The following is a 24,019-nucleotide window of genomic DNA, read 5'->3' as shown; positions in this document are numbered from 1 at the left end:
ATCATAGCAAATTGCACTTCATTGTTCGCGGAGAGCTGACCGAGAGGCCGAAGGTGCTCGCCTGCTAAGCGAGTATACCCCACAAGGGTATCTGGGGTTCGAATCCCCAGCTCTCCGCCACTTCTTTTTCCCTCATAGCTTTCTTTATTTTTTACCCCCGCGAGATTTGAGTCGCTTTGTTCGTTGCGGCTTTTTGCGATATTCCGGGTGGCGCTTCAAGAAAATTGCACGACACCACAAGGTGATGCCGAGCCCAATTAGCATGGTAAGCAAAAAGCTGAACGCTAAATCAAAAACTGCTTCATTATGCTCAAACCACGCATATAAACTCACTAGTGCAAAGAACCCTGATGTGAGAGAAGTGATCCATATAAATAGTTTGATGAGTATTTCTTTTGCACGTGAGGGTGAATGGCGATACGTCATCACAACATAGATGACACCTGCAACCACTGCAAGCACCAACAGAAATGGAATTATCCTTGAAAGACGTACGAGCATCACGAGTAAGCTGTCCTAAAATTGCACGTTCGGAACAGTATTAGCTTCTGCTTGTGCTGAAAAACTTTCTCTTTTCGTGAAACCAAACATACCCGCTACGAGTACTGCAGGAAATGTCTGAAGAGCAGTGTTGTAGCGCATAACAGTATCGTTATGGCTTTGACGCATGTAACTAATTTTGTCCTCGGTATTTTCAAGCTGAGATTGCAATTGCTGAAAGTTCACATTTGCTTTGAGATCAGGATAGGCTTCGCTTACGGCAAAAAGCGTCCTTAGCGCGCCTGTTAATACGTTATCAGCAGCCATTTTCGCTTCTGGTGTTTGCGCCTGCATTACCGCAGAACGCGCTTGCGTTACCTCATCAAGCGTAGCGCGTTCATGAGTTGCATAACCTTTCACGGTCTCAACGAGGTTCGGAATAAGATCAAGGCGTCGCTGAAGCTGTACGTCAATTTGTGCCCATGCATTGTCCACCATGTTGCGCAGCTTTACGAGGTTGTTGTACAGCGCAATAAGCACCACAACCAACACAACCACAATAGCAAGGAGAACAAGTAATACCGTTGTCATAGCAATGACCCCTTTCGCTCTGCAAAAGTATCTGCATAAGCTTCATATCATACGAACTCGGTCATTGTATCATGCCTCATGCATGCAAAAATTGCTCTGTAACCACTCGTTAACGCACAGGCACCATTGCAGCTCGATACGCCCCCAACAAAGTAGCTCGTGCCCAAAGCCCAATCTTTTGCGCCTGAGTTGCAAGTGCTGTTGCATGATCAAAGGTGTCGCATAACGCAAAAGTGGCCGAACCGCTTCCTGACATAAGCGCTCCCTGTACGCCTTCGCACTCGGAAAGCCATACACGAATATCAGCAAGCTCTGGGTAAATAGCTTCCGAGGCATACGCCAAGTTGTTCGCTAATGGCACGTTTTCTGCTGTTTTAGCAGACAATGCTTGCTCGCGCACGCTATCAGGAAGCAAAAAAGGAGCTTTATCAAATGCTTGATACGACTGCGCTGTTGAAACTCCAAAATCTGGTTTCACAACGACAAGCGGTGCGCGCATAGGCTCAAGAGCGTGATCAAAAGTGTCTCCCACTCCACGCAAGCAGGTGCATCCGCCATATAAGAAAAACGCTACATCAGCACCAAGTTCTTGTGCAACAAGCTCAATGCGAGGATCATCTTTTGCAACCCCCCACAAAGCAGCTGCTCCTAACAGTGCAGCTGCAGCATCTGAAGATCCTCCGCCTAATCCCGCTTGCGAAGGGATGTGTTTTTCCAAATGAACAAAAAGGGGCGTTGGGTTTCTTAATTCAAGCACTTCGGCCAGACGAACAATTGCTTTCCACACGATATTATGGTGCGGGTTGATATCAAGCGGCGCAAGTCCCTCAAAGGCTCGCTCGCTTAGCTTCGCAATAAGAGGCGTATTGTTTTCAGTAGATTGTTGACGAATATACTCGAAATCTTTTTCGGTTGTAGCCTTGCGCATCCAAAGCACATCATGAAGCATTAAAGCATGCATTACTGAAATTGCATTATGATATCCATCCGCGCGCTTATCACTAATATCCAGATAAAGATTCACTTTTGCCGGAGCTACCAGCTTTATACCGTCGCGCTTAAACGGCTGTAACTCAACTTCTTGAGCCGCTCGAGCCACCTCCATCATGTCAACGTGAGGCATCGGCCTTCGCTCCTTTCTTTTGTGCGCGACGTTTCGCAAAGAAATCTTTGAGCAACTGGGCGCATATGTCCTGCTTAACTCCTGCTCTAACTTCAAAGGTGTGATTAAGGCGTTCGTCTGCGTGAATCTCATAAAGTGATCCCAGCGCACCTGCCTTTGGATCACGCGCACCATATACACATCTATCAATACGCGACTGGTGCATAAGTCCGGCGCACATAATACACGGTTCAAGCGTCACATACACCGTACAACCTGTTAATCTCCACGTATCCAGCTCACGCGCTGCTTGTTTCAGTGCGAGAAATTCAGCGTGACCCGCTGGGTCATTTGTCGTCTCCCGAAGGTTTCCTGCTTTCGCTATAATGCGCGGTTCAGCAAGAGGTTTTCTTGTTGCTGGATCAACAGGAGCATAGACAACAACAGCACCAATGGGCACTTCGCCATCCTTTGATGCCCGAATTGCCTCATTTATTGCTAAAGTCATGTAGTCTTCGTCTTGCATTTCTCTATTATATGGTATTATGAAAAACGATCGGGAAATTACTGCATGACTTACAGAGCAGTAAGCTTCCGAACCGCTTAAGCGGAGGAATGGCCGAGTGGTTGAAGGCGGCAGTCTTGAAAACTGTTGTGCCGAAAGGTACCGTGGGTTCAAATCCTACTTCCTCCGCCAGTTTTTTCTTTTTACTTCCCTTTTATATTTCCTAATACCTGTCTACTTGTCTACTGGTAGCTTGCTACTTACTGCAGCATGACTTCGTTGCTTTCTTTGTGAGCGCTTTATAAGAAAGCCGTTAGCATGAGCGTACTTTCAAACGCACATACTAACGACTCTCATAAACGTACAAAGCAATTATTTACCTTGACGTAGTGTTCTATTAAACGAACGCCAGGTTGAGTGCTTATTCCTCTGATCGTTCTTCAAGTGGTTGATATTCACGCCCATTTGCAAACATAGATTTATATGCTGGACGAATAATACGTTTTCCGGAAACAATCTCCTCAAAACGATGAGCCGCCCAACCCGACATGCGGGCACAAGCAAACAACGGTGTAAACAACGACTCGGGGATCCCCATCATGGAGTACACAAATCCTGAATACATATCAATGTTTGCGCACATATCCTTTTTAGTTCCTTTTTCACGAAGGATAACTTCAGGCGCCAAGCGCTCAATACTCTCAAGAAGTCGGTATTCTGCTTCATACTCAGTGCCTTGCGCCAGGTCGGCAGCAAAGTTCTTACAAATAATGGCGCGGGGATCTGATTTCGTGTAAACCGCATGTCCCATGCCATATACCAATCCCGTTTTGTCATAGGCTTGCTTGTTTACAATCTTCGCCAAATAGTCGGCTACTTCGTCGTCATCTTCCCAGTTTTTCACAGCTTCTTTGATTTCTTTTTGCATTGCCAAAACTTGATGGTTGGCGCCACCATGCTTGCGACCTTTCAGAGAACCGATAGCTCCTGCATACGCAGAATATGGATCGGTGTCTGATGAAGTCAACACACGAGTAGTAAAGGTTGAATTGTTACCGCCGCCATGCTCAGCATGCAGACAGAGCATAATATCAAGCATGCGAGCTTCTTCTGGTGTAAATTCACGATCAGGACGAAGCATAGACAAGATAGTTTCTGCCGTAGATTGTCCTGGGATAAAGCGGTGCATGATCATAGAGCCATTGTTGTAGCGAGCTTGCTGGGCATAATAGGTCAGCACCATAATGCGCGGCAAACGCGAAATCAACGACATGGCGGTATGAATCTCATGGTGTGCTGAGCGATTTTCAGCTTCATCGTCGTATGCATACAAGAGCAAGATAGAACGCGCCAAAACGTTCATGATGTCAGGCGGAGTGTCGCGCATAATCATTGATGCCGTAAACCCATCAGGCAATTCGCGATAGTCGTCAAGTACCGAAATAAAACGCTCAAGCTGCGTTTTAGTAGGCAGCTCTCCCATGAGCAGCAAGTAGGTAATCTCTTCAAAACTATAACGCTTGTCTTGTGGCTGACCGCCGAGCAAGTCATATACGTCATAGCCGCGATAGCTCAAGTGGCCTTCATCAGCAATTTTTACACTGTCTGAAACAACGTAACCGTGAACATTAGAAATGTTCGTTAAACCTGCCAATACGCCCGTGCCGTCAGCATTACGCAAACCACGCTTAACATCTAAGCTTTCATATTTGCTTGCATCGACAGAATTCACGCTCTGGAAGTTGTCATATAACGAAATTTTCTGTTCTTCATCCATGGTGGCTCCTTCCCTCTGCCTCATAACGCTTGTTCGGGCACCTTGGTATTGTTTTCGTTCGTTAGAACTCTCTAGACACCCTCATAAAACGAGTGTTTTTTTACGAATGGTTTAATAGTAGCTTGTGGCGAAGATAACACCTATACCCACCCTTCGCTTCAGGTGCTCCGCTTCGGCGAATGCCATAGAAATGCGTTCTGGCTTTTTAAAACACCTCCTTAAATGAACAAAATGCTCACCATAGGTGAGCATTTAGATTCCAAACAAATAAGATGTTTGTACAAACGTTATTTTGCTGCGCCAATGCGGCAAATAGTGGTGCCACAGTCAGGGCACTTACCCTTCGTGATCGGCTTACCGTTCTTGGTAACACCTTCAACCGGATCTTGCATGGTTTTCTTTGCTTTGCACTTTACGCAATATGCTTCAATAGCCATTGGTGCAAACACCTCTCTGTCTAACATTTGAGCGTGATAACACACGCTATCCCGAGTACTTTTTGTGCAGGTGTATCACCAGCACGATGGCATATTATAATCTAACCCGATCAGGTAATTTACCATAGTCTGTAAGTGGTTAAATTATCTTCAACAACTCCATAACGAAGTCAGCATTTTTGCGCAATATTTCCTCATCAACGTTCTCCAAAACATCATCTGCTTGCGCAAAATAGGCCGGCTTACCCTGCTTCATACCACACAAATGCATAGCTTGATATCCGCGCTTGATAGCATAGGAAGCCGCACTGTCCTTCCATGTAATTTCGCCATCTCCTACCGACATCTGAGTAGCTTGAGATGCTTTTCGAATATAGCGCTTGATACGTGAAGATGTTTTAACTGAGCGCAGCTTTCCTTCTTTACTGATCACGCACAAATCGCCAGCGCCAAGCGCGTCTAAATCAATAATGATAGAACCGCGCATATCTTGCTGATGCTCATCAAGGAATGCCCTCATGCCACCATTGTGTTCAAGCTCAGAACCAAGAGCAACAAACCACACTTCGGTATTGATATCAGGATTGCGGAATTGATAAATCTGCTGCAATTCGTCTTCTATTTCTACCGTTCCTGCTGCAGCTATAGCAGCTTCTTCGGCAATCTCTTCTGAATCTAAATCAGCAGATTCCAGGCGACGAAGCGAATATCCACCACCATTCCAGTTTTCATCGTCAAACGAGTCTCTCGTTGCTGAGAAGTTCTCTTCATAGGTGTCATAATCATCAGAGCGGAAGCTCTCCCAGCCACCACGTTTTTCGCCTACGCTGCGTGCTTCGAAATCTTCGTCAACATCAAGCCACTCATGAGCAGAGGATTCAACCTCTTTATCCTTATGACGAAACTTACCAAACAAGCGATGCATACGAGACTTCGGCATCTCAACATAACCAGGACCTGCAAATGCGCCTGTCTCAGTTATGGTCTCGTGATAGGCCGAATCATCAACATCCTCAACATAGATATCTTCAGGAGCTACATCTTGAATAAGCTCATCCCCTACAGGAGCAAACGATCCTGTTGCACCTGCAGGAACAAATGCACCTGCTGCATTAACGCTTGTTGCAGGCATTGCTATTGTTTGCGAAGAAATATCTTCCGTTACAGCTTCTTGGCTAACCGCTTCAAGGGAAGAAGCTACTGAAATAGGCTCAAGCGCACCGGTTACGGCGTCAATTTTGCCCGTTGATCCTACGTCTTTTGGATCTTCCAAGGAAATAGTAGGCAACATCGTGAGCAAGCTTTTCGCTGCATTTTGCGATGAGGTTTGTGCTTCAGCTAAAGGAGCGCGTTGCTTCGTTAACTCAGCAACAGGCGTGAGATTTGCTACGGTTGCATCAATGTCTGGAAGCTGGATAGCGGGACGTGCGGGCTGCTTTGCTGGTTCCTCAATAGAGGGCACCATAACTCGAGGCGTGCCGGGTTTAACGGCAGATTGCACAGTCGGAACAAATTCCACCGCTGGCACCGATTCATTCAGAGTGTCTTGAGTGGGTTGCGCTTGCGCTTCAAGCGTTTGACGTGTTTGTTCTTCAATGTCTAAAACGCCAATACCAAGCTCTCCTGTTTGCGAAGGAACTTGAGGTGTTGCCCATTGTGGCGCTTTTACTTCACGAATTTCCTCACGACCTGCTGCAAGACTTTCTTCAAGTTCGTGCTCAACGATGTTGTTTGCCTGAGCAAAATGAGCCGCAGACTCTACTACTGCTGCATCCAGCGCACTTGCATAGCGCGAGCGCTGTGCGGGCTTTTCGGGCTCGTCTGACTTTTTAGCTTTTGCTTGTGCTGCCTTAAACCAATCAGGTACTGAAGCGTCTTCTTCGGTTTCGGTTACCGGAGTTGCATACATTACACCATCTGTAGATATTTCAGGCGTCGCTAATACCTGTTGTTCTAATGCTTCATCTGCTTGATCTTGATCTGCAAAGATAACCGCATCAAAGCCAGCACTTTGTTCGTATTCGTTGTCGCCTAGGCCAAAAGGTGTTGCCATAGACTCTTGCTCAAACACTTGTGCAGCAGCCATAGCCTCTTCTTGCTCATTTCGCTGAGCGCGCGCAGCGTTTCTTCGCATACGATCAAGCTCGTCAGGCGAAGGTGCGCCCTCCACCGGTTTACCCATAAACGCTGCCATTGCTGCTTTTGCTGATGCCAAACGTAGTTCTTCGCTACCGTAGTAGTTATCATCATCAAATATCTGAGAATCGGCCTGAGGATTAGCAACATAAGTTAGATGCGTATCAGGCGACACATCTCCGCTTGCTAGCGCAGCATCATAACCATGCACTACAGCATTGTCACGTCGAGCCAACTCGGCTTCACTAACACACCCTTTACCTACGCGACGAGCTACTTCCAACAACACCGCTGTTCCTGCAGCGTTGCAATTAGCGCCTTCGTTATAAGGGCTTATCTTATGAATAATGCTCAAAACTGGTGAAATTGCCACAACGATCAAAAGAATGATCATAATAACGCGCATAACTGCATTACCGGCGCCTTCTGCATTAGCAAAGGCTACGGTATTAATTGTCATAACAATTGGCAGAAGTATAAGTGCTCCCACAATGACCCATTGAAGAATTGGAAGGATTTTCAAAAGAGCGGGTGATGTTTCGGGGCGAACTTTACCGCTGTCATAACGCGCGATTAATACTACCTTGAGGCGACGCGAGCTACCAGTTTGAGTGGAAAAGCCAGGGTCATACTTCGCCACAACATTTTGGCTAATTCCACGGCTTAGAAGGTTTGATAAAATAGGTTTGTCAAAAGCCTCTAATACATACAGTATCGCCGCTATTGCTGTAACAACAATTGCTGCAACACCTACAGCCGGGAAAACAAGAGCCGCTATAGTAATCACAATTGAACATAAGCAGCAAATAAGATTAGCAAGATTGAGATCTGGCGAACCTTTAAAGTCTTCCATTACTGCAGACAAACCAGCTTCCTGCTGCATTTGATCCGTAATATAAAGCGCAGCTTGCTGCTCTTCTTCGGTTCCAGCAGGTCGTGGACCAATCTCTTGTGATAAATATGCAACATGATCAAGTATTTCAGGCATACTTTTTGCCTTTCATGGTAGTTACGTCCAACTTTGACATACACGCTTAAAGTATACGCTATTTAGTCTGTTTACCCAAATAATCACGAATTTCGGCATCTGAGGCGCTCGCTTGTGTTCGGGCTGCCTCAAACGCTTGATAAGTTTGCTGTGTAGCTTGATCAAAAGCTTTCTCATACCCTGCCATAGGATCTTCATCTAAATCTTGTGCGAGCAAAACAGCTTCTTGATCGGCTTGGTTATATGCATCGTTTTGCGCTTGTGCCTCTTCCTTATTTCTATCTAACAACGCCTGATCAGAGGCGATTGCATATTTAAGAGCTTCAATACGTTTATTAATATAGGCGATATATGGATCCCTATTAACGGCAGGATAATTCTGTTGCGCTTGTGATATCAATTGCGAGGCCTCGGTTAAAGAGGTAATCGCATTATTTGTTTGTTCAATGGAAGCTTCAACGTTTTCCGTGGTGGGATCCTCAACAAGAGCAGCGGCTGAACGGACCTGCTCGTCGGCTTCGGCTACCGCATACCAACCATCCATCATTTGCTGAGCACTACTTTTGGCTCTATATGCCTCGTTAAGTATTTCTAAGCCATATTCAATCATTGATATACGAGCCGAAACTGCACTTACTGTTTGACTTGCAATGTTTTGTTCGTTTGTATTTGCTAGGTTTGCTGAAGCTGATTTCGCCAGATCATCAGCCTCTTTTAAAGTAGAATCCGCTTCTTGGGTTGTTGTGGTTAAAGAAGTTAGTTTGTTTTCGCTTACTGAATCAAAAGGGTCTTGTAATTCTTCATCAAGTTCAAGCATGGCATTATCGGTCTCGGTTAAAAGATCAATTGCATCATTCAATGTTTGAATATATGTTTGCTCTGTTTTATGTGCTTGATAAAAATAGCCTGTTCCTGTGGCTATTAATAACACGCTTATAACCATGATGAGAAGCATCGCGGTAAGGTTGCGAATACGACGTTGCTTTTTTCTCCGTGCAATCTCTTGTTCAAACGTATTGTTTCTTTTGGTAGCCGTTTCGGGTTTTATTGCTTGATGTTGCTTTTTTTCTTGAACATCAATTTTGCGTTTTCTTCCTTTTTGAGGAAATGCAGACATGATTGCATGTCCTCGGTAAAAACCACTACGCCTACTTTTTTTACCTGCTAACGTAAATAGTGATACTTCACCAACGAGAGGAAGGTCGTCTTCGCCACCATTAAGTTGCGCATTTTTAGCTGCATCAAGCACACTAAATGACAATTCGTTAGAAGTGCCTTCTGTACGACGCTTAATATGCGCAGCATGATTTATCTTGTCGTGACGCTTTACCATAAAGCACTAAACTCCACATACCTATTCGCAAGAAGGCAAAGTATTCTCTTCATAGGATGACGTTTTTAGAGTGGCTGCACGAGGCGCCTTTTTTCATCATATCTGCGCGAGATGCAATGTCCTTAATTATCTCCTGAGCAGGCATGATGTGTATGTTTTGCGATGGGAGCGAGTTCAAAAATGTCTTTCCATACCCTTTAGTTATTAGTCTATTATCCGCTAGAATCAAAATACCAGAATCGGTCGATTTACGAATAAGACGCCCTGCTGCCTGCTTTGTTTCTAAGACCGCTGCAGGCAAAACAAAATGCCTCCAAGCTTGATCATCTCGTGCTGCACGCTCACACGAAAGAGGATCACTCGGTTTAGAGAAAGGCAATTTTGGAATTACAACTCCTTTAAGTGTAGATCCTGGCGCATCAAACCCTTCCCAGAAGCTTTTTAACGCAAAGAGCGACAAATGCTCATCTTTAATAAAATCATCACGCAATCCTTTAACTGAAACACCCCATTTTTGGCAGACGAGTCGTAAATCTTCTGCTTTCAATTGCGGTTGAACCGCCTCGAAACAAGCTTCCATTTCTTTTCGGTTCGTAAATAACGTCAACATTGAACCCTGTTGCGCTTTATGAGCCCCCACCAAAAGATCCTGCAGTGCTGTGAGGTATTGAGGGGAGTTTGGATCCGGTATGTCTTGAACGACATAAACAACCATTTGTTTATCGAAGTCATAGCTGGATTTAACTAAACAAGTTGTCGCGGGTGAGTATTCACCGCTATTAAGTCCAAGCGCTATTTCTAGAGGTTTAAAACTGTTGTTCACCGTAAGTGTTGCCGAGGCAAATACTACGGAATGAGTATGTGAGAAAAGCTTTTCGTTTAAAGTTTCGCCAACATTTAGAAGAAGCGCCTCTAGAACATCATTTTGACGATCTTTCTTTTTTGAGAGCTTCGCTGCATATGCATAAGACTCTTCAGGATGCGTTAAGATGACATTAATTGCACCTATTTGGTCTTTGAGCTCTATAGCCACAAGGGCTATTTCGCGCTGAATTTCTGTAACATCCTCAAGGTCTTCTAAGAACCCGACAAGATCTTGGCAGGTAGTTATTGCCTTCCCAGCGCGTTTTTCTACTTCTGAACCCAATTCAACTAGCTGCTGAAAGGTCTCTGAGTTGCGTATTTCGCTATTTATCCACAACTCAACGGTGTCATAGGATTTATTACGTTTATTAGTGTCGAAGTACAGTAAATCTTTTATATGAATACATAATTCTCGCGCTACCTGGGAATACTCAGAAGCAGCACTTTTAGCTTTTTGTGATAACCCGTAATAGAGCGTACAGTTTTCACCTATAAGCTTTTGCTCTACCTTCCTATCCGCACGATTAAAAAGATTGCGCGGAAGATCCGTATCGCCTATCTGATTTGTTAGCCTCACTATTTCTTCTGCATCAAGTTCAACTGAAAACGCTCTACGCGCCTCGCTCTCAGCTCCATGGGCCTCATCAAGCACCCAATATCTTAAAGGAGGTAATAGACCACCATCTGCTGCTTTATCACAGAAGAAGAGGCTATGGTTTGTAACAACAATGTTTGCAGCTTCCGCTTTTCTTCTTGACCCGTGAACAAAACAAGTGTTCCCATAATAAGGGCATTTCCTGCGGAAGCACTCTTTACTTGATGTGGTAATTGTTTTTCGAGGCAGAACACGATAATCAATTTTCAAACTATCAAGATCATCGTATTCCGATTGTTCAATATATGAAAGCAATGCAGCGTATGCAGGTGCTTGCGATATCTCCTTACCAGCAACCTCACGCATTCCAACACCATCGCGGCCAATGCGATCAATTTTCCGTAAGCAAGGATAATGGGAGTATCCTTTGAGTGCTACAAACTCAAGGTTTTTGCACTCTGGATTTTGTACGCTAAGGGCATCGCGTAAAGCTGGTAGTTCATGGTACACAAGCTGATCAAGGAGGGCGTTTGTCTTTGTAGCAACACCAACTCCGATATTATTATCAAGCGATGTTAGTACTGCAGGTACAAGATAAGCCATTGATTTACCAACACCTGTGCCTGCTTCAACCATGAGATTCTCTGACGTCTCAAACGCCGTCCGCACTGCTTGAGCCATCTCTAATTGTTCAGCACGCGGCTCAAAATCATTGTATAAACAACCGACTAAGCCTGCTTGTGAAAAGGCACTTTCTATGTCAGCTGGACAAGGAAATACTAAAGACTTATTTGGATCTGCTGCAATGTCATCTGCATCAATCTTAGGTTTATTAATACTATTTAAAACACGTTCTTTTCGCATTGTACGAAGAGAAAAGTTTATATCAGTAAACACCTTTTCTGCTTTATGTGTTTCAGATTCCTCTTGACTTAATTCTTGTTGATGTTGTTCGCGATAGAATTTTGCAAAATGTTCAAATACCACCTGTGTAGACCATTGATCTGGTGTTGTAAGATCCGCAATCTCACAAACAAGTGCACTAGGCATACTTGCTACTGCAGCTAACAGTATCCTATAAATAGCACATGTAGCCGCTACATCATCATCCGCCCTATGAGTAGACAGTGGCGCACCAAAGGCTTTAACAAGGTCAATAAGCCTATGTGATTTCATTCGCGGGAGTGCTATTCGGGCAAGATCAAGGGAATCTATCCATTGGTTATTCAGAAGCGGATAACCACCTGGATGATGAGTGGTAAACGTTTTATCAAATTCAACATTATGAGCAATAATCTTTGCATCGCCAACAAATTCAGCAAGTTGTTTTAATGCTTCATTTGGTTCAGGGGCATCTTTTACATCATCGTCATGAATATTAGTTAGGTATTGCACATCTTCAGGAATTGGCTTGCCAGGGTTTACAAACGTATTAAACCATTCAACAACTTCACCATTTTCCATTCGAGCTGCGGCAATTTGGGTCAACTCATCATGATGAAAAGAGAATCCTGTTGTTTCAGTATCTAAAACAACAATATTCTCATCCAGGTCGCCAAATTTTCTATGATTTGAAATCTCTGGCAATCGCTGATATCTTCTAATTACATCTGAGGGTGTCCCATCTAAGATATATTCCGAAAGATTTTCTGGATTAATATTCATAATATAGGTTATCTAACTCTCTATTCCTATTTTGTGTAGTCCTCGAATTATCTCACGATTCAGCTGTATATACCTGCATAAGTTCAATTTGCTACGCTATAGTAGTTTTAAAAGATGTTTGGGGGTTATATGAGTCAAGAACAATTCTTCGGCACTTACTACACTTTTAACACTGCTTCAAAAAAAGATGCAAGTTTATTGCTTGGTGCAGACAATCTTGTTGGAGATATATATAACATTGTTTTCAAAAAAGAGCATAATACAACAATTGCTTGGTTATTAAATCGTTTCGGTCAAGAGATTGCTTTCTTTGACCAAGACATTTCTCACAAATTAGCACTCCTTCAAGCTCGTAATTGGAATATTAAGGCAGTTTTGTCTTTTGTTGCTTTTACTGAGAGCCCTGAACCTGGCTATTATTGGGGTGAATGCGCTGTTTTGGCATGGCCTAAAACGCTTGATGCGCCAATGACTACTTTCCTTGAAAAAGTTTCAAAAAGAATTGGAGAAGGTGTTCGTCCAAACCTCGAACTAGGTAAACAAGGTGTTCAACAAATTATAGAAACTCAAGGATCTTGGCAACCTACTTCAACTATCCCATTACCAAAAAAGAAACCAGGGACGGTTATCATGAAGTCCCATCTAAAACTTTCAGAAAAGATGATCGAACAAGGTCGTAAAGGTAATAAAGGTTGTTATGTAATTAGTTGGGTTTTCTTACTAACTATCGTCGCTCTTATAGTTATTTTCGGAAAATCTTGTATAGGATTTTAAAAGGGGCGACATTTCGCCCCTTTTTCTACTTTTCCAACGCTAACTCTATAAGCTCTCTGCATAATTCTGAGAAAGTTTGCCCTGATGCGCGAGCTGCATCAGGTAATAGTGATGTTGCTGTCATACCAGGCAACGTATTAGTTTCCAACGCCCAAGCTTTCCCAGTCTCATCAAGGATAAAATCAGTACGTGACACGCCTTTACAACCAAGAGCATGATGTGCCAATATTGCAGATTCTTTTATTGTCTCGGTTATTTCATCATCAAGCTCAGCAGGACATACATGACTGGAACCGCCAGGCTTATATTTTGAATCGAAATCATAGAAATCGCCGGTTGGAATGATTTCAATAATAGGTAATGCACGTGCATCTTCATTACCAACCACTGCTACTGTAAGCTCTTTACCTTTTATATAAGATTCAATAAGAACTTGATCATCAAAAGTAAAGGCGTCTTGAATCGCCTTCTCAAGTTCATTTTTACCTTTTACAATAAACACACCAAGTGTAGAACCTTCTTTACTTGGCTTAACAACACACGTTTCGCCAATATCGTCAATAATGGCATCTAGATTAAGGTCATCACTTGAATTTATTGTAATTGAGACTGGTGTGAGAATACCATGCTGTGTATAGAATACCTTTGTTTTTGCTTTGTCCATTGCTAATGCACTTGACCATACATTTGATCCTATATAAGGAAGCCCAATTACCTCAAGAAAACCTTGCATTGCTCCATCTTCGCCATATTTTCCATGTAGACAAAGGAATGCTATATCAAAATCACCATCAATTAAGCTTTTTAGATCTTCTTTATTTGCTGGATCTAATTCAGTAACAATAAACCCAGCTTCTACGAGTGCTTCTTTTGCCCCTCTGCCTGACATAAGTGAAATTTGTCGTTCGCCGCTTCGACCACCTGCAAGAAGTGCAACTCTCGTCTGTGCTGGAGTAATTTTCATTACCTCTATACCTCCTATACCGGTATAAATAGTATTGCTGAGAACATTGCTTCATTATACGGCAGCTTTATTTTCAAATAAATATGTTTCACGTGAAACAACTTTATAAATCAACCATAAAACTCCAGGTCGTTACAATGAATTACTATTAAGTTATAATCAACTTATGGAAACGAAAACTAAAATATCACTGAAATCTCTATCTTATTCAGATCTTGTTAATCTAGTCTTAGAGTGTGGCTACCCAAAATTTCGTGCTGACCAAATCTATACATGGATGTACCAGCATAATGCTCAGACGTTTGAAGAAATGACAAACCTACCAAAACAATTACGAGAGTATTTGGAGGCATCTTATAGTCTTTCTTCCCTGTCTATTCTAAATATCCAGAAATCTAAAGATGGAACACGGAAATATTTAATGCAACTTGAAGATGGGTTGCTAGTAGAAACTGTTGGTATACCCTCGCATAATAAACAAAGATTAACAGTTTGTTTTTCAACGCAAGTTGGTTGCGCTATGCAGTGTGATTTTTGTGCCACAGGTAAAGAAGGTTTCTCTAGGAACCTTCTTCCAGGAGAAATATGTGATCAAATTCTACTTGTGCAAAACGATTTTGGTTCTCGAGTAACTAATGTCGTTGGAATGGGGCAAGGTGAACCTTTCCTAAATTTTAAGAATGTTCAAAAAGCGCTTACTATACTTAACGACCCTAAAGGCCTTGCTATAGGTGCACGCCACATAACAATCTCTACATGTGGAATTGTTCCTCAAATAGAATCATTCTCAAAAATTAGTGAACAATACACATTAGCGATATCATTACACTCTGCAATCCAAGAAACTCGTGACAAACTTATGCCAAAAGTAACTTATTATCCATTATCTTCTTTAAAGATAGCATTACAAAACTATATTGATGCAACAGACAGACGAGTGACTTTAGAATATGCCATGATTAATGGCGTGAATGATACAGAAGAGCATTTAAATGCTTTAATAGATTTCTGCAGAAACTTATTATGTCATATCAATCTCATTCAATTAAATGAGATACCAGACGCTGTTTATAAACCAAGCAACAAGGCAACACTTAATCATTGGATCACAACTTTAAATGAATATCATATTGAAACAACTTTAAGACGTTCAAAAGGTAGCGATATATCTGCAGCATGTGGTCAACTAAAGAATTCTTTAGCAAAATAAATAAAGGGGGTTTAAAACCCCCTTTATTTTAAGATGTTTCACGTGAAACAATTATTTATTCTTCGGAACCAACAATCTGAGTAAAGAGTCTTTGTAGGTCATCTTCATCTTTAAACTCAATTTCTATTTTATTTTTTCCTTTAGATGATTTAACGCGCACATTAGTTTGCAATGATTCACGCAGATTTTTTGCAACAGTTTTATACATTTTCGGCATAGGTTCACGTGGCGTTGATGTTGCATTTTGTTTGCCAGCTAACAAGCGCGCAATAGCTTCTGCTTCACGAACTGAAAGCTTTTCTTGAATTAATTTATCAGTAAGCTTTTGACGTCCTTCTTTTGTGGGAATAGAAAGAATAGCGCGCGCATGACCTGCGGTTATTTTATCTTCAAAGAGCAGCTGCTGAGCATCCTCAGGAAGTTCTAATAATCTGAGCGCATTGGCAACCGTAGATCTTCCTTTAGATACTGCCTGAGCAACCTCGGCTTGTGTCATTCTGCGGCGTTCCATCATCCTTCGATAACCATACGCTTCTTCAATTGGATTTAAGTCAGAGCGTTGTATATTCTCAATCAAAGCTAATTCAAGAGCTTCATCGTCATTGGCATCTTTAATACGGATAGGAACCTTTTTCAATCCTGCTAACTGCGAAGCTTGCCAACGGCGTTCACCAGCAATAATCTGATATTTCCCACTATTAAGTGGACGAACTAAAATAGGTTGCAATAATCCATCTTTTTTAATAGATGAAGCAAGTTCTTCTAACTCATTTTTATCAAAATTTGTACGAGGTTGATCTGGATTAGGTTCAACCAGCGTTATATCCACTTCGTCAGTATTCTTTTTCTCTGCAACAGGTGTTTTCTCGGATTTACCAGCTTTAGGAGTAGGTTCTGAAGGTGATTGTTTAATTTCTCTCTCAACCACAATACCTTCTTCTGCAGCTAAAGGATCAATAATTGTTGCATTTTCCTCAATTTCAACGCGTACTCTATTCTGAGCAGGCTCCATAGGAGTTGCCTCTTCCATAGAACCACTTAAAATTGCATTTAATCCACGTCCTAAACCTTTTTTCACATTATTAGCCACGTTGTATCACTTCCTTAGCGAGATCCATGTAAGCAAGAGCTCCTTTTCCGGCTGGATCATAAGTGATAATTGCCTGACCGTAGCTTGGAGCTTCTGAAAGTTTAACTGTACGAGGAATTAGAGTCTTAAATACTGACTTCCCAAAATAATTACGTACTTCTTCTACTACCTGTCGAGATAATGTTGTTCTTCCATCATACATCGTTAAAAGAACACCATAGATATCTAATGTTGGATTTAAACGAGATTTGACACGTTTCATTGAATCAAGAAGTTTTGTCACGCCCTCTAACGCATAAAACTCGCATTGAATTGGAATAATAAGTTTATCCGCTGCAACTAAAGCATTAATTGTTAGTAATCCTAATGCAGGTGGACAGTCAATGAGTATAAAGTCATATTTACCACGCAGTGATCCTGTTGCGTCTTTTAAACGATTCTCACGCGCCATCTCAGTTACTAACTCAACTTCGGCACCTGCTAAGTTGATAGTTGCTGGGACAATATCCACACCTTCACAAATATCAGGAATAATTACTTCCTCTATTGGCTCATCATTAAGAAGAACATCATAGATACAATTACGTATCTGGCTTTTCATTACACCTAAACCACTTGAAGAGTTTCCTTGAGGGTCTAGGTCTACTAGAAGCACTTGTTTACCTAATGAACCAAGAGCAGCAGCGAGATTAACAGCTGTAGTAGATTTACCAACGCCACCTTTTTGGTTAATGATTGCAATAATTTTGGTTTGCCCAATTACATGTTTAACCGGTGCTTTATCTTTATATGTTTTAAGGGGTGGTGCAGGTATCTCTTGTGCTGGTGATTGAACCGCTGGTCTTTCGATTACTTCAATTAATTCTTCAGAATCTACTTCTTCTCTTAAGTCAGATGAATTTTCAGATTCAAACTGACTTTGTTGAGAAATGAGATCTATATCCCTTTTTTCGCGCTTTAAACCATCAAAGAATCCCACAAGGACCCCCTTTCATATTAATTGGACAGTATACCTTGTTTTCAATGTTTCACGTGAAACATTGAAAACAATATTTGTTTGTCGGCTAAAGTGATAAGGTTAATTAGCCTCTTATAAAGGTTTTTTTTGAGCAAAGCCAGTTTTTCTAGGCAGGCTAATTGATGGTTTACTTATTTTTTCAAAAACAACTATACAACGGTGTTTATCATATAAATCAAAATCCCGGCGTGAAATTAATTTCATACCAAGTTTCTTTTCTAAACTTATTGCTTTATTAAGCTCTTCTTCACTGAGATTGCTTTTATAACAAATAAGATAACCACCTTTAATTAGAAGGGGAGAGGCGAATTCCATTAAGATAGATAACTGAGATAAAGCACGCGCTGAAACAACAGCAAAACTAGAAGGTTGTTCACGTGCGAGATCCTCAATACGACCATGGTAGGTTGATATATTAGTTAAGTTAAGCTCTTTAATAATCTCATCTAAGATATCAGTCTTTTTCCGTACTGAGTCAACAAGTAATGTTTCTCTCCCACTTGTAACTGCTAAAGGGATTCCTGGATAACCAGCGCCGCAACCAATGTCAGCATATTTTCCTTGTGGTGCTTTATTAAGTTCGTTTAATCCTGTTAAGGAATCTTCAATATGAAACTTTTGACCATCTTCAAAAGAATCAATACGTGTCAGATTAGTAATTTTATTTGCCTCTAAAACTAAGGTTAAATGCTTCTCTAGTATTTCTTTAGTTGATTCATCCATGAAGTATTCCTTAATTAGTCTTTTGTAAAACGTATCATAAAAAATGTCTGGATAGTTGCAATAACTACCCAGACATTTATATGAACACTATAAATAAAAGATTATAGAGGTATTACAACAACATGACGAGAGCTTCCTTCACCCTCAGAAGCTGTTTCAACTCGTTCATCATCACGAAGTGTAATATGTATAATGCGACGCTCATAAGGAGTCATCGGGCGCATCTTAATACTACGATGTTGACTTACAGCTCTATTAGCCGTTGAATGAGCAATTGATTCTAATTTCTCACGTTGACGTCCTTTATATCCTTCAACATCAATGACAACTGGATAACGGAAGCCAATTGTGCGAACTGTAATGGCTGAAACTAAGAATTGGAGAGCATCTAATGTTTTACCGTGGCGACCAATAAGAACCGCTAGATCATCTCCAGTGATATCTAGGATTAATTCTCCCTCATCGCCCTCATACTCATCAATAGTTACTTCTCCAACATCAAAGTATTTCAAAATATCTTGAAGAACATTAATTGCAGTATCAGCAATGTTATCAATGTCTTCGTCAGTGAGTGTTTCTTCAATACACTCATCTTCTACTTCTTCAGATTCAACTACTTCTTCCTGAAGATCTATTTCTTCGGTCATAACTTACTCCTTACTATTGCCAATCAGCTCTTTTGAGCTGTGAACCTTAAGATAAAAAAACAAGGATATAGAAACCTATATCCTTGCTAGTAATTTAACGATTTGAATTATTCTTCTTTTTTGGACGGGGTTTTTTATTCTTTCTTGTTACATCAACTTCAATAGGTTTCACTTCAATAATCTCTTCTTTTTCCGCATCACGGCGTTTCATTAGACGGAGTGAAACTTGTTGTTGCGCGATTGCAATAAGTGATGATGTACCCCAGAAAAGCAATACACCTGCAGGAGAACTCCAGCTAATCCATAACATAAATAAAGACATAACACCTGACATAATTAATGTCTGGTTGCGTTGAGGATTATCTTTTTGACCTCGCTGCATAAGGATCATCGGCAAGAAGGTAGCGCCAGCAAAAACCAGCATAAGAACCAGATAGGGAACAAATGTTCCTATACCATAATTGATTGCCTCAGAAGGAGACATAATAAGGTTTGGAACAATATGATAAAACTCATAAGTTGTATCACCTACACGTGTTGCCATTTCACGTAATACTTGGAACAACGCGATAAAGATAGGCATCTGAAGAAGCATTGGTAAACAACCAGCGAGAGGGTTAAACTTCACCTCTGCATAAAGCTTCTGCATTTCTTGCTGCATACGTGTAGGATCGTTTGAATACTTCCTTTGAATTTCTTGAATCAAAGGCTGCACTTTTTGCATTTGATAAGACGATTTCGTCTGTTTATACATAAGGGGAGAGATAATCACACGGAAGATGACGGTGACGATAATAATGGCTAATCCCCAGTCGCCACACATATGGTAGAAAAACTCGATTATGCCAAAAATCAAGTCTTTAAAGTAATCCCACATCTCCTTATATCCCTTCTATAACACACATGATAAGACTACCCCTAAGGAACAGGGTCAAATCCATGTGGACCGCCAGGACGACATTTTAAAATTCTTTTCGTAGTTAAAATGAATCCTTTTTTAAATCCATACCGTTTGAAGGCAATTATCCCATACTCTGAACAAGTAGGAGTAAATCTACAACAAGCAGGAAATAATGGCGAGATTGCACATTGATAAAACTTTATAAGAAAGAGAGCTATATTAGTTAATAGTATTGATAACTTCTCCTTCATAAAGTTAATCCTTAATAATTTTAGCGTTTCGGAGTGCATCCTCACATGCAGTAAGTACTTTACTATAAGTAACCTCGCAAATATTTGTTTTTGCAAGAAATACCACGTTATATGCTTCCCATGGCCCATGTAAGGTCTGACAAACCGCACGCATCCTACGTTTAGCTTTATTTCTCCAGACAGCATTTCCATTCTTTTTTCCTGCAATAAAAGCAACACGACCTTGGAGGTCGTGCTCTTTTACTGGCAACACTATTAATGTTAAGTATGGTGTTCTTAAACGCTTGCCTGAAGTAAAGAGATTGTTAATCTCTTCCTTAGATTTGATTGTTTCCAATCAAATCCTCACCTTAGACGCAAAGACGCTTACGGCCTTTTGCGCGGCGCGCGGCCAATACCTTACGTCCGCCTTTCGTAGCCATACGAGCGCGGAAACCATGGCATTTGGCGCGTTTACGAGTGTTCGGTTGGTAAGTGCGCTTCATGTTAGTCCCTTTCGTTTTTACATAGCAACTTAAGAAGTATATCTATCTAATACGAAAAGTCAATATATCCTTTAGCATTTAAAAGGATTCTATATCTTAGTAAAAATAGAGACTTAAGAAGAGAATTAACAATGTCACTCGACAACACTCTTCTTACTAAGAACCCAAAATCAAATTTTGTTCGATATTTTATTCTCCGAGATAATCAAATTTGTTAGAAATGTTGAAAACTTTAAAATCATTCGTATGTTGTTGTGGAAAACCTCTATAACAAGATCAAGTCAAGTATTATTTTGAGGTCAACTTTATTTACATTTCACCAGGTCAGTTTATTTCACAGAAAAGATTTTTAATATCTGATCAGGCTTTTTAGAACAAATTGATTCAACTTATAACAAGAAAGATTTTTCTAATCTACAGAACCCCACGTCAAACCAAGATTGCATTGATTTAAGTATTGCGGCCACTTTATTTACTACTCTTCAAGAACAATTACCAACATTAGGTTGTGGTTTTCCACATTTCAAAAGCCATTTATTCAATCTATTTAGGTAGTTTTCCACAATATTCGAATAAATTGTTAATAACTTTATGTCTAACCTGATTATCTAAGATATTTAGGTTTCATAATTCTTGAATTATTGATATATTCGACCGGAATTATTATTCACCTGATAGTAAAAAGACCAGGAAAACTATTACAATACAACTTAATTTGTTCAGTTTATATTGAATATTCATTCAATATATGGAACTAAATATTCAAATTAGAGTGAAAACACAGATCAAACGATGAATACAGACAACACTAGACAAACAATTTCTTCTGATTATTCTTTTGTGGATTCAGTTGCACGTATCGCACTTTATGATGATCTCCTTAGTGCCCCTCGTGTTACTGAAATACAACCGAATGAAACGGCAGTTTATTTAGAATCTTTAGCTTCCACTATTTATAACCTCTCACATGAAATCGGAGGAACGATTCCTTACACCATAATTAGAGAGGTGAGCGAGAATTTTATTCATGCTCAATTCAATGAACCAACTGTTACTATCCTTGATAAAGGCAACACTATTCAATTCACTGATCAAGGACCTGGAATAGAGCAAAAAGAAAAAGCTCTCAGACCAGCCTTTACTACTGCAACAAAAGAAATGAAATCATATATTCGAGGTGTTGGTTCTGGATTACCTATTGTTGCTGAATATCTCGAAGTCTCACATGGTTATATTACGATTGAAGATAATCTCGGCGCAGGATCAGTTATAACAATCAGCCTTAATGAGACGCGTAAACATACTGATTTAGAGAAACATGTTGATCAAACATCTCATATCCAGCCTGCGCCACAGACAGCACAACCACCAGTTCAGTCAATAATACAAACTGAAATTCCTTCGTCATATGTAGTACCTTTGCCACCGCAAAGTACACCACAACCTATTCAATATAGTCCTGTTCAGCAAATAACACCTCAACCGCAAGTACCTACTTATCAAACAAATCAGGTACCTTCAAGTTATGTTTCCCCTCGTCAATACCCAACACAACAACAAGCAACATATATACCAGTTCCAAAAATTGATGAAAAAGAACGGTTAATCCTTATAGAGCTTTTACAACAAAACTATCTTGGTGTAACCGATTTGACGCGTTTAACTAATATCGCCCAAGCAACAGTGCACTCAAAATTAACCAAACTAGAAAAACATGGACTAGTAATTACTGTTGACACACCACGTAAAGGACTCAGAATGTTAACTGAATTCGGTGTAAACGTCGCAAAAACGTTGTTATAGTTATGAATCTGAGAGATAGATCGACCGAGAATAGGCAGCATTATGGATAGCAATGCAGTAAATCAATCTTGGAATAATGTTTGTGAAAAAATAAAAACATATGAAGGAGTTACACCTTCGCAAGTTGACGCATTCTTCTCTCGCATTCACCCACAGGCAATGAGTGAAGGTTTTCTTATGCTCACAGCCGATAATCAATTCATAAAATTCTTTATTGAAAGAGAATTCCTACCACATATTAAAAGAGCACTTGAGGAACAATTTTCGGTTCCTTTTACGGTCATGTTAGAGGTTGACCCACTTTCTACTGACAACACACCTCTTCAAAATGAACCAACAACACAACAAAATCTTCCTAATCAGCAACAACCAATAACACATTCTGAAGTTTCACCGTTATCATCACCTTCGCAATCACTCCCAACACAAAGCGAAGTAAATGACCGAAACCACAGTTTTCCAAAAGTCGAAGATCTTTTAGAAGATCCCGATTACTATATAGAAGAGACAACCCCGTCTAAACAAGAAAGAACCGACTCTTCTCAAAACAATACCTTTTCAACGTACACATTCGAGAACTTCGTTATTGGTGATTCAAACAGAATTGCCCATACCATGGCTGTCACAGTAGCCGAACAACCAGGCCGACAAGCTTATAACCCACTCTTTATTTATGGGCGAAGTGGGTTAGGTAAAACACACCTTCTTTGTGCAATGAAAAACTATATTGAAGATACTCGCCCTGAACTCAACACAATTTATGTTGATGCAGATGAATTAGTAAACAAATATACCGAGTCAGCATTAGCCTACGACAAAGACAAAGCAAGTTATAAAAACTTCAAAGATCAATATGAAGATGTAGACGTACTCTTCATTGACGATGTTCAACAACTACAAGGTAAAAAACAAACACTCGATATTGTTTTTCAAATATTCAATACTTTAATCCATAAAGGCAAACAAGTTGTCTTATCAGCAGACCGTGCTCCTCATAATATTGATATCGACGAGCGCTATTATTCACGATTCAATCAAGGTGGTACATTTGACATCCAGCCTCCTGAATTAGAGACAAAACTTGGCATCATTAAGCTTTACATTAAGGATTACAACCAAACAAATCCTTTTGACATAGTTGAAATACCTGATGATGTGCAGCTTTATATTGCTGAAAACTCAGGACCTAATATTCGCGAATTAAAAAGCGCTGTGTTAAAAATAATTTCGAAAATTAAAATTGAGCACTTAAACGATATGACAATTTCCGATGTTCGCAGAGAACTCGAAAATCATTTTTCAGGTGGTTCTTTTAGAAGGTTCACTTCGGATGACATTATTGAACAAGTCAAAGCATTCTATAAAGTGAGCGATAAAGAATTAAAGTCTTCAAATCGTGCGCATAATATTGCTTTTGCGCGACAAGTAGCCTTTTTTCTAATCAAACAGTTCACTGATCTCACTTTTCAAGATATAGGTAAGCAATTCCATCGTCATCATTCAACGGTTATTACATCAGTTCAAAAAATTGAGAAACTTATGATTACCGATAGGGAAGTAAGTGAAGAGATTGATGTGCTCTCCAAGATGATTCGAGAAGGATAATTGAAGATATTGTGCAAATTGCAATGTTAATAACTTTCGGTTAACCACTCGGAAACTTAAAGGAAAACTTCGATA

The 24,019-nt window shown here is 40.6% G+C and carries 21 protein-coding genes and 2 tRNA genes; 6 read left to right on the top strand and 17 right to left on the bottom strand.

The window, feature by feature from the left end; genetic code table 11:
• Positions 1 to 29: 29 nt before the first annotated feature.
• A tRNA-Ser gene (locus NFR28_RS02200) sits at positions 30 to 120 on the top strand.
• A gap of 396 nt (positions 121 to 516) precedes the next feature.
• Here the strand turns inward: NFR28_RS02200 and NFR28_RS02195 are convergent.
• The 3 genes from NFR28_RS02195 to tadA form a co-directional block, all read right to left on the bottom strand.
• Positions 517 to 1,071 (bottom strand): LemA family protein, encoded by a 555-nt coding sequence (locus NFR28_RS02195; RefSeq protein ID WP_251178192.1) that lies wholly within the window; start codon positions 1,069 to 1,071, stop codon positions 517 to 519.
• A gap of 109 nt (positions 1,072 to 1,180) precedes the next feature.
• Positions 1,181 to 2,194 (bottom strand): 4-(cytidine 5'-diphospho)-2-C-methyl-D-erythritol kinase, encoded by a 1,014-nt coding sequence (ispE, locus tag NFR28_RS02190; RefSeq protein WP_251178191.1) that lies wholly within the window; start codon positions 2,192 to 2,194, stop codon positions 1,181 to 1,183.
• The gene (gene tadA, locus NFR28_RS02185) at positions 2,181 to 2,699 is read right to left on the bottom strand and encodes a tRNA adenosine(34) deaminase TadA (RefSeq protein ID WP_275556957.1); all 519 of its coding nucleotides are present in this window, start codon (positions 2,697 to 2,699) and stop codon (positions 2,181 to 2,183) included. The genes ispE and tadA overlap by 14 nt, the downstream gene beginning before the upstream one ends.
• An 83-nt stretch (positions 2,700 to 2,782) precedes the next feature.
• Between tadA and NFR28_RS02180 the strand changes: the two genes are divergently transcribed.
• A tRNA-Ser gene (locus tag NFR28_RS02180) sits at positions 2,783 to 2,870 on the top strand.
• A 229-nt stretch (positions 2,871 to 3,099) separates the two neighbouring features.
• Here the strand turns inward: NFR28_RS02180 and NFR28_RS02175 are convergent.
• The 5 genes from NFR28_RS02175 to NFR28_RS02155 all read right to left on the bottom strand — a co-directional run bounded on the left by NFR28_RS02175 (position 3,100) and on the right by NFR28_RS02155 (position 12,473).
• Positions 3,100 to 4,455 (bottom strand): citrate/2-methylcitrate synthase, encoded by a 1,356-nt coding sequence (locus NFR28_RS02175; RefSeq protein WP_251178189.1) that lies wholly within the window; start codon positions 4,453 to 4,455, stop codon positions 3,100 to 3,102.
• Positions 4,456 to 4,742: 287 nt separating this feature from the next.
• Positions 4,743 to 4,892, bottom strand: coding sequence for a DUF5679 domain-containing protein (locus NFR28_RS02170; RefSeq protein ID WP_251178188.1), 150 nt, complete (start codon positions 4,890 to 4,892; stop codon positions 4,743 to 4,745).
• 139 nt (positions 4,893 to 5,031) lie between these two features.
• A complete protein-coding gene (locus NFR28_RS02165; RefSeq protein ID WP_251178187.1) occupies positions 5,032 to 8,016 on the bottom strand; it encodes a zinc-binding metallopeptidase family protein in 2,985 nt (994 codons plus the stop codon).
• A gap of 58 nt (positions 8,017 to 8,074) precedes the next feature.
• Complete coding sequence (locus NFR28_RS02160) at positions 8,075 to 9,349, bottom strand: hypothetical protein (protein ID WP_251178186.1); 1,275 nt, start codon at positions 9,347 to 9,349, stop codon at positions 8,075 to 8,077.
• A 49-nt stretch (positions 9,350 to 9,398) separates the two neighbouring features.
• Positions 9,399 to 12,473: a helicase C-terminal domain-containing protein gene (locus NFR28_RS02155; RefSeq protein WP_251178185.1), complete on the bottom strand. Its 3,075-nt coding sequence runs from the start codon at positions 12,471 to 12,473 to the stop codon at positions 9,399 to 9,401.
• Positions 12,474 to 12,602: 129 nt separating this feature from the next.
• Between NFR28_RS02155 and NFR28_RS02150 the strand changes: the two genes are divergently transcribed.
• The gene (locus tag NFR28_RS02150) at positions 12,603 to 13,247 is read left to right on the top strand and encodes a hypothetical protein (RefSeq protein ID WP_251178184.1); all 645 of its coding nucleotides are present in this window, start codon (positions 12,603 to 12,605) and stop codon (positions 13,245 to 13,247) included.
• Positions 13,248 to 13,272: 25 nt separating this feature from the next.
• On the opposite strand, the gene NFR28_RS02145 is transcribed toward NFR28_RS02150, so the two are convergent.
• Positions 13,273 to 14,211: a D-alanine--D-alanine ligase family protein gene (locus NFR28_RS02145; RefSeq protein WP_251178183.1), complete on the bottom strand. Its 939-nt coding sequence runs from the start codon at positions 14,209 to 14,211 to the stop codon at positions 13,273 to 13,275.
• Between the two features lie 166 nt (positions 14,212 to 14,377).
• Between NFR28_RS02145 and rlmN the strand changes: the two genes are divergently transcribed.
• Positions 14,378 to 15,421, top strand: coding sequence for a dual-specificity RNA methyltransferase RlmN (gene rlmN / locus NFR28_RS02140; protein ID WP_251178182.1), 1,044 nt, complete (start codon positions 14,378 to 14,380; stop codon positions 15,419 to 15,421).
• Between the two features lie 55 nt (positions 15,422 to 15,476).
• Here the strand turns inward: rlmN and NFR28_RS02135 are convergent, their stop codons facing one another.
• The 8 genes from NFR28_RS02135 to rpmH all read right to left on the bottom strand — a co-directional run bounded on the left by NFR28_RS02135 (position 15,477) and on the right by rpmH (position 20,536).
• On the bottom strand, positions 15,477 to 16,511 hold the full coding sequence (locus tag NFR28_RS02135; protein WP_251178181.1) for a ParB/RepB/Spo0J family partition protein: 1,035 nt from the start codon (positions 16,509 to 16,511) through the stop codon (positions 15,477 to 15,479).
• On the bottom strand, positions 16,504 to 17,370 hold the full coding sequence (locus NFR28_RS02130; RefSeq protein ID WP_338025898.1) for a ParA family protein: 867 nt from the start codon (positions 17,368 to 17,370) through the stop codon (positions 16,504 to 16,506). Before NFR28_RS02130 ends, NFR28_RS02135 begins: the two co-directional genes overlap by 8 nt.
• Before the next feature lie 231 nt (positions 17,371 to 17,601).
• A complete protein-coding gene (gene rsmG / locus NFR28_RS02125) occupies positions 17,602 to 18,252 on the bottom strand; it encodes a 16S rRNA (guanine(527)-N(7))-methyltransferase RsmG (protein ID WP_251178180.1) in 651 nt (216 codons plus the stop codon).
• A 101-nt stretch (positions 18,253 to 18,353) separates the two neighbouring features.
• On the bottom strand, positions 18,354 to 18,899 hold the full coding sequence (locus NFR28_RS02120; RefSeq protein ID WP_251178179.1) for a Jag family protein: 546 nt from the start codon (positions 18,897 to 18,899) through the stop codon (positions 18,354 to 18,356).
• A 94-nt stretch (positions 18,900 to 18,993) separates the two neighbouring features.
• Positions 18,994 to 19,776, bottom strand: a complete 783-nt coding sequence (locus NFR28_RS02115) for a YidC/Oxa1 family membrane protein insertase (protein WP_251178178.1) — start codon at positions 19,774 to 19,776, stop codon at positions 18,994 to 18,996.
• Positions 19,777 to 19,817: 41 nt separating this feature from the next.
• Positions 19,818 to 20,051, bottom strand: a complete 234-nt coding sequence (yidD, locus tag NFR28_RS02110) for a membrane protein insertion efficiency factor YidD (RefSeq protein WP_251178177.1) — start codon at positions 20,049 to 20,051, stop codon at positions 19,818 to 19,820.
• 4 nt (positions 20,052 to 20,055) lie between these two features.
• Positions 20,056 to 20,388, bottom strand: coding sequence for a ribonuclease P protein component (gene rnpA, locus NFR28_RS02105; protein ID WP_251178176.1), 333 nt, complete (start codon positions 20,386 to 20,388; stop codon positions 20,056 to 20,058).
• Between the two features lie 13 nt (positions 20,389 to 20,401).
• The gene (rpmH, locus tag NFR28_RS02100) at positions 20,402 to 20,536 is read right to left on the bottom strand and encodes a 50S ribosomal protein L34 (protein WP_042432297.1); all 135 of its coding nucleotides are present in this window, start codon (positions 20,534 to 20,536) and stop codon (positions 20,402 to 20,404) included.
• A 792-nt stretch (positions 20,537 to 21,328) separates the two neighbouring features.
• Here rpmH and NFR28_RS02095 point away from each other — a divergent pair.
• Both NFR28_RS02095 and dnaA read left to right on the top strand, forming a co-directional pair.
• Complete coding sequence (locus NFR28_RS02095; protein ID WP_251178175.1) at positions 21,329 to 22,339, top strand: ATP-binding protein; 1,011 nt, start codon at positions 21,329 to 21,331, stop codon at positions 22,337 to 22,339.
• Positions 22,340 to 22,381: 42 nt separating this feature from the next.
• Entirely contained in the window at positions 22,382 to 23,944 is a 1,563-nt protein-coding gene (gene dnaA, locus NFR28_RS02090) for a chromosomal replication initiator protein DnaA (protein ID WP_251178174.1), read from the top strand.
• Positions 23,945 to 24,019: the final 75 nt, after the last annotated feature.

Source organism: Adlercreutzia agrestimuris, from assembly GCF_943193125.1.
GTDB lineage: Bacteria > Actinomycetota > Coriobacteriia > Coriobacteriales > Eggerthellaceae > Xiamenia > Xiamenia agrestimuris.
This window is presented reverse-complemented; position numbering and strand designations above follow the sequence as displayed.

Excerpts from the sequence above, each read along its gene's own strand:
- NFR28_RS02120 (WP_251178179.1), bottom strand. The coding sequence starts at position 18,899 with ATGACCGAAGAAATAGATCTTCAGGAAGAAGTAGTTGAATCTGAAGAA.
- NFR28_RS02165 (WP_251178187.1), bottom strand. The coding sequence starts at position 8,016 with ATGCCTGAAATACTTGATCATGTTGCATATTTATCACAAGAGATTGGT.
- NFR28_RS02155 (WP_251178185.1), bottom strand. The coding sequence starts at position 12,473 with ATGAATATTAATCCAGAAAATCTTTCGGAATATATCTTAGATGGGACA.
- rpmH (WP_042432297.1), bottom strand. The coding sequence starts at position 20,536 with ATGAAGCGCACTTACCAACCGAACACTCGTAAACGCGCCAAATGCCAT.
- NFR28_RS02175 (WP_251178189.1), bottom strand. The coding sequence starts at position 4,455 with ATGGATGAAGAACAGAAAATTTCGTTATATGACAACTTCCAGAGCGTG.
- rlmN (WP_251178182.1), top strand. The coding sequence starts at position 14,378 with ATGGAAACGAAAACTAAAATATCACTGAAATCTCTATCTTATTCAGAT.
- yidD (WP_251178177.1), bottom strand. The coding sequence starts at position 20,051 with ATGAAGGAGAAGTTATCAATACTATTAACTAATATAGCTCTCTTTCTT.
- NFR28_RS02160 (WP_251178186.1), bottom strand. The coding sequence starts at position 9,349 with ATGGTAAAGCGTCACGACAAGATAAATCATGCTGCGCATATTAAGCGT.
- NFR28_RS02145 (WP_251178183.1), bottom strand. The coding sequence starts at position 14,211 with ATGAAAATTACTCCAGCACAGACGAGAGTTGCACTTCTTGCAGGTGGT.
- NFR28_RS02150 (WP_251178184.1), top strand. The coding sequence starts at position 12,603 with ATGAGTCAAGAACAATTCTTCGGCACTTACTACACTTTTAACACTGCT.
- NFR28_RS02115 (WP_251178178.1), bottom strand. The coding sequence starts at position 19,776 with ATGTGGGATTACTTTAAAGACTTGATTTTTGGCATAATCGAGTTTTTC.
- NFR28_RS02095 (WP_251178175.1), top strand. The coding sequence starts at position 21,329 with ATGAATACAGACAACACTAGACAAACAATTTCTTCTGATTATTCTTTT.
- rsmG (WP_251178180.1), bottom strand. The coding sequence starts at position 18,252 with ATGGATGAATCAACTAAAGAAATACTAGAGAAGCATTTAACCTTAGTT.
- ispE (WP_251178191.1), bottom strand. The coding sequence starts at position 2,194 with ATGCCTCACGTTGACATGATGGAGGTGGCTCGAGCGGCTCAAGAAGTT.
- tadA (WP_275556957.1), bottom strand. The coding sequence starts at position 2,699 with ATGCAAGACGAAGACTACATGACTTTAGCAATAAATGAGGCAATTCGG.
- NFR28_RS02195 (WP_251178192.1), bottom strand. The coding sequence starts at position 1,071 with ATGACAACGGTATTACTTGTTCTCCTTGCTATTGTGGTTGTGTTGGTT.
- dnaA (WP_251178174.1), top strand. The coding sequence starts at position 22,382 with ATGGATAGCAATGCAGTAAATCAATCTTGGAATAATGTTTGTGAAAAA.
- NFR28_RS02170 (WP_251178188.1), bottom strand. The coding sequence starts at position 4,892 with ATGGCTATTGAAGCATATTGCGTAAAGTGCAAAGCAAAGAAAACCATG.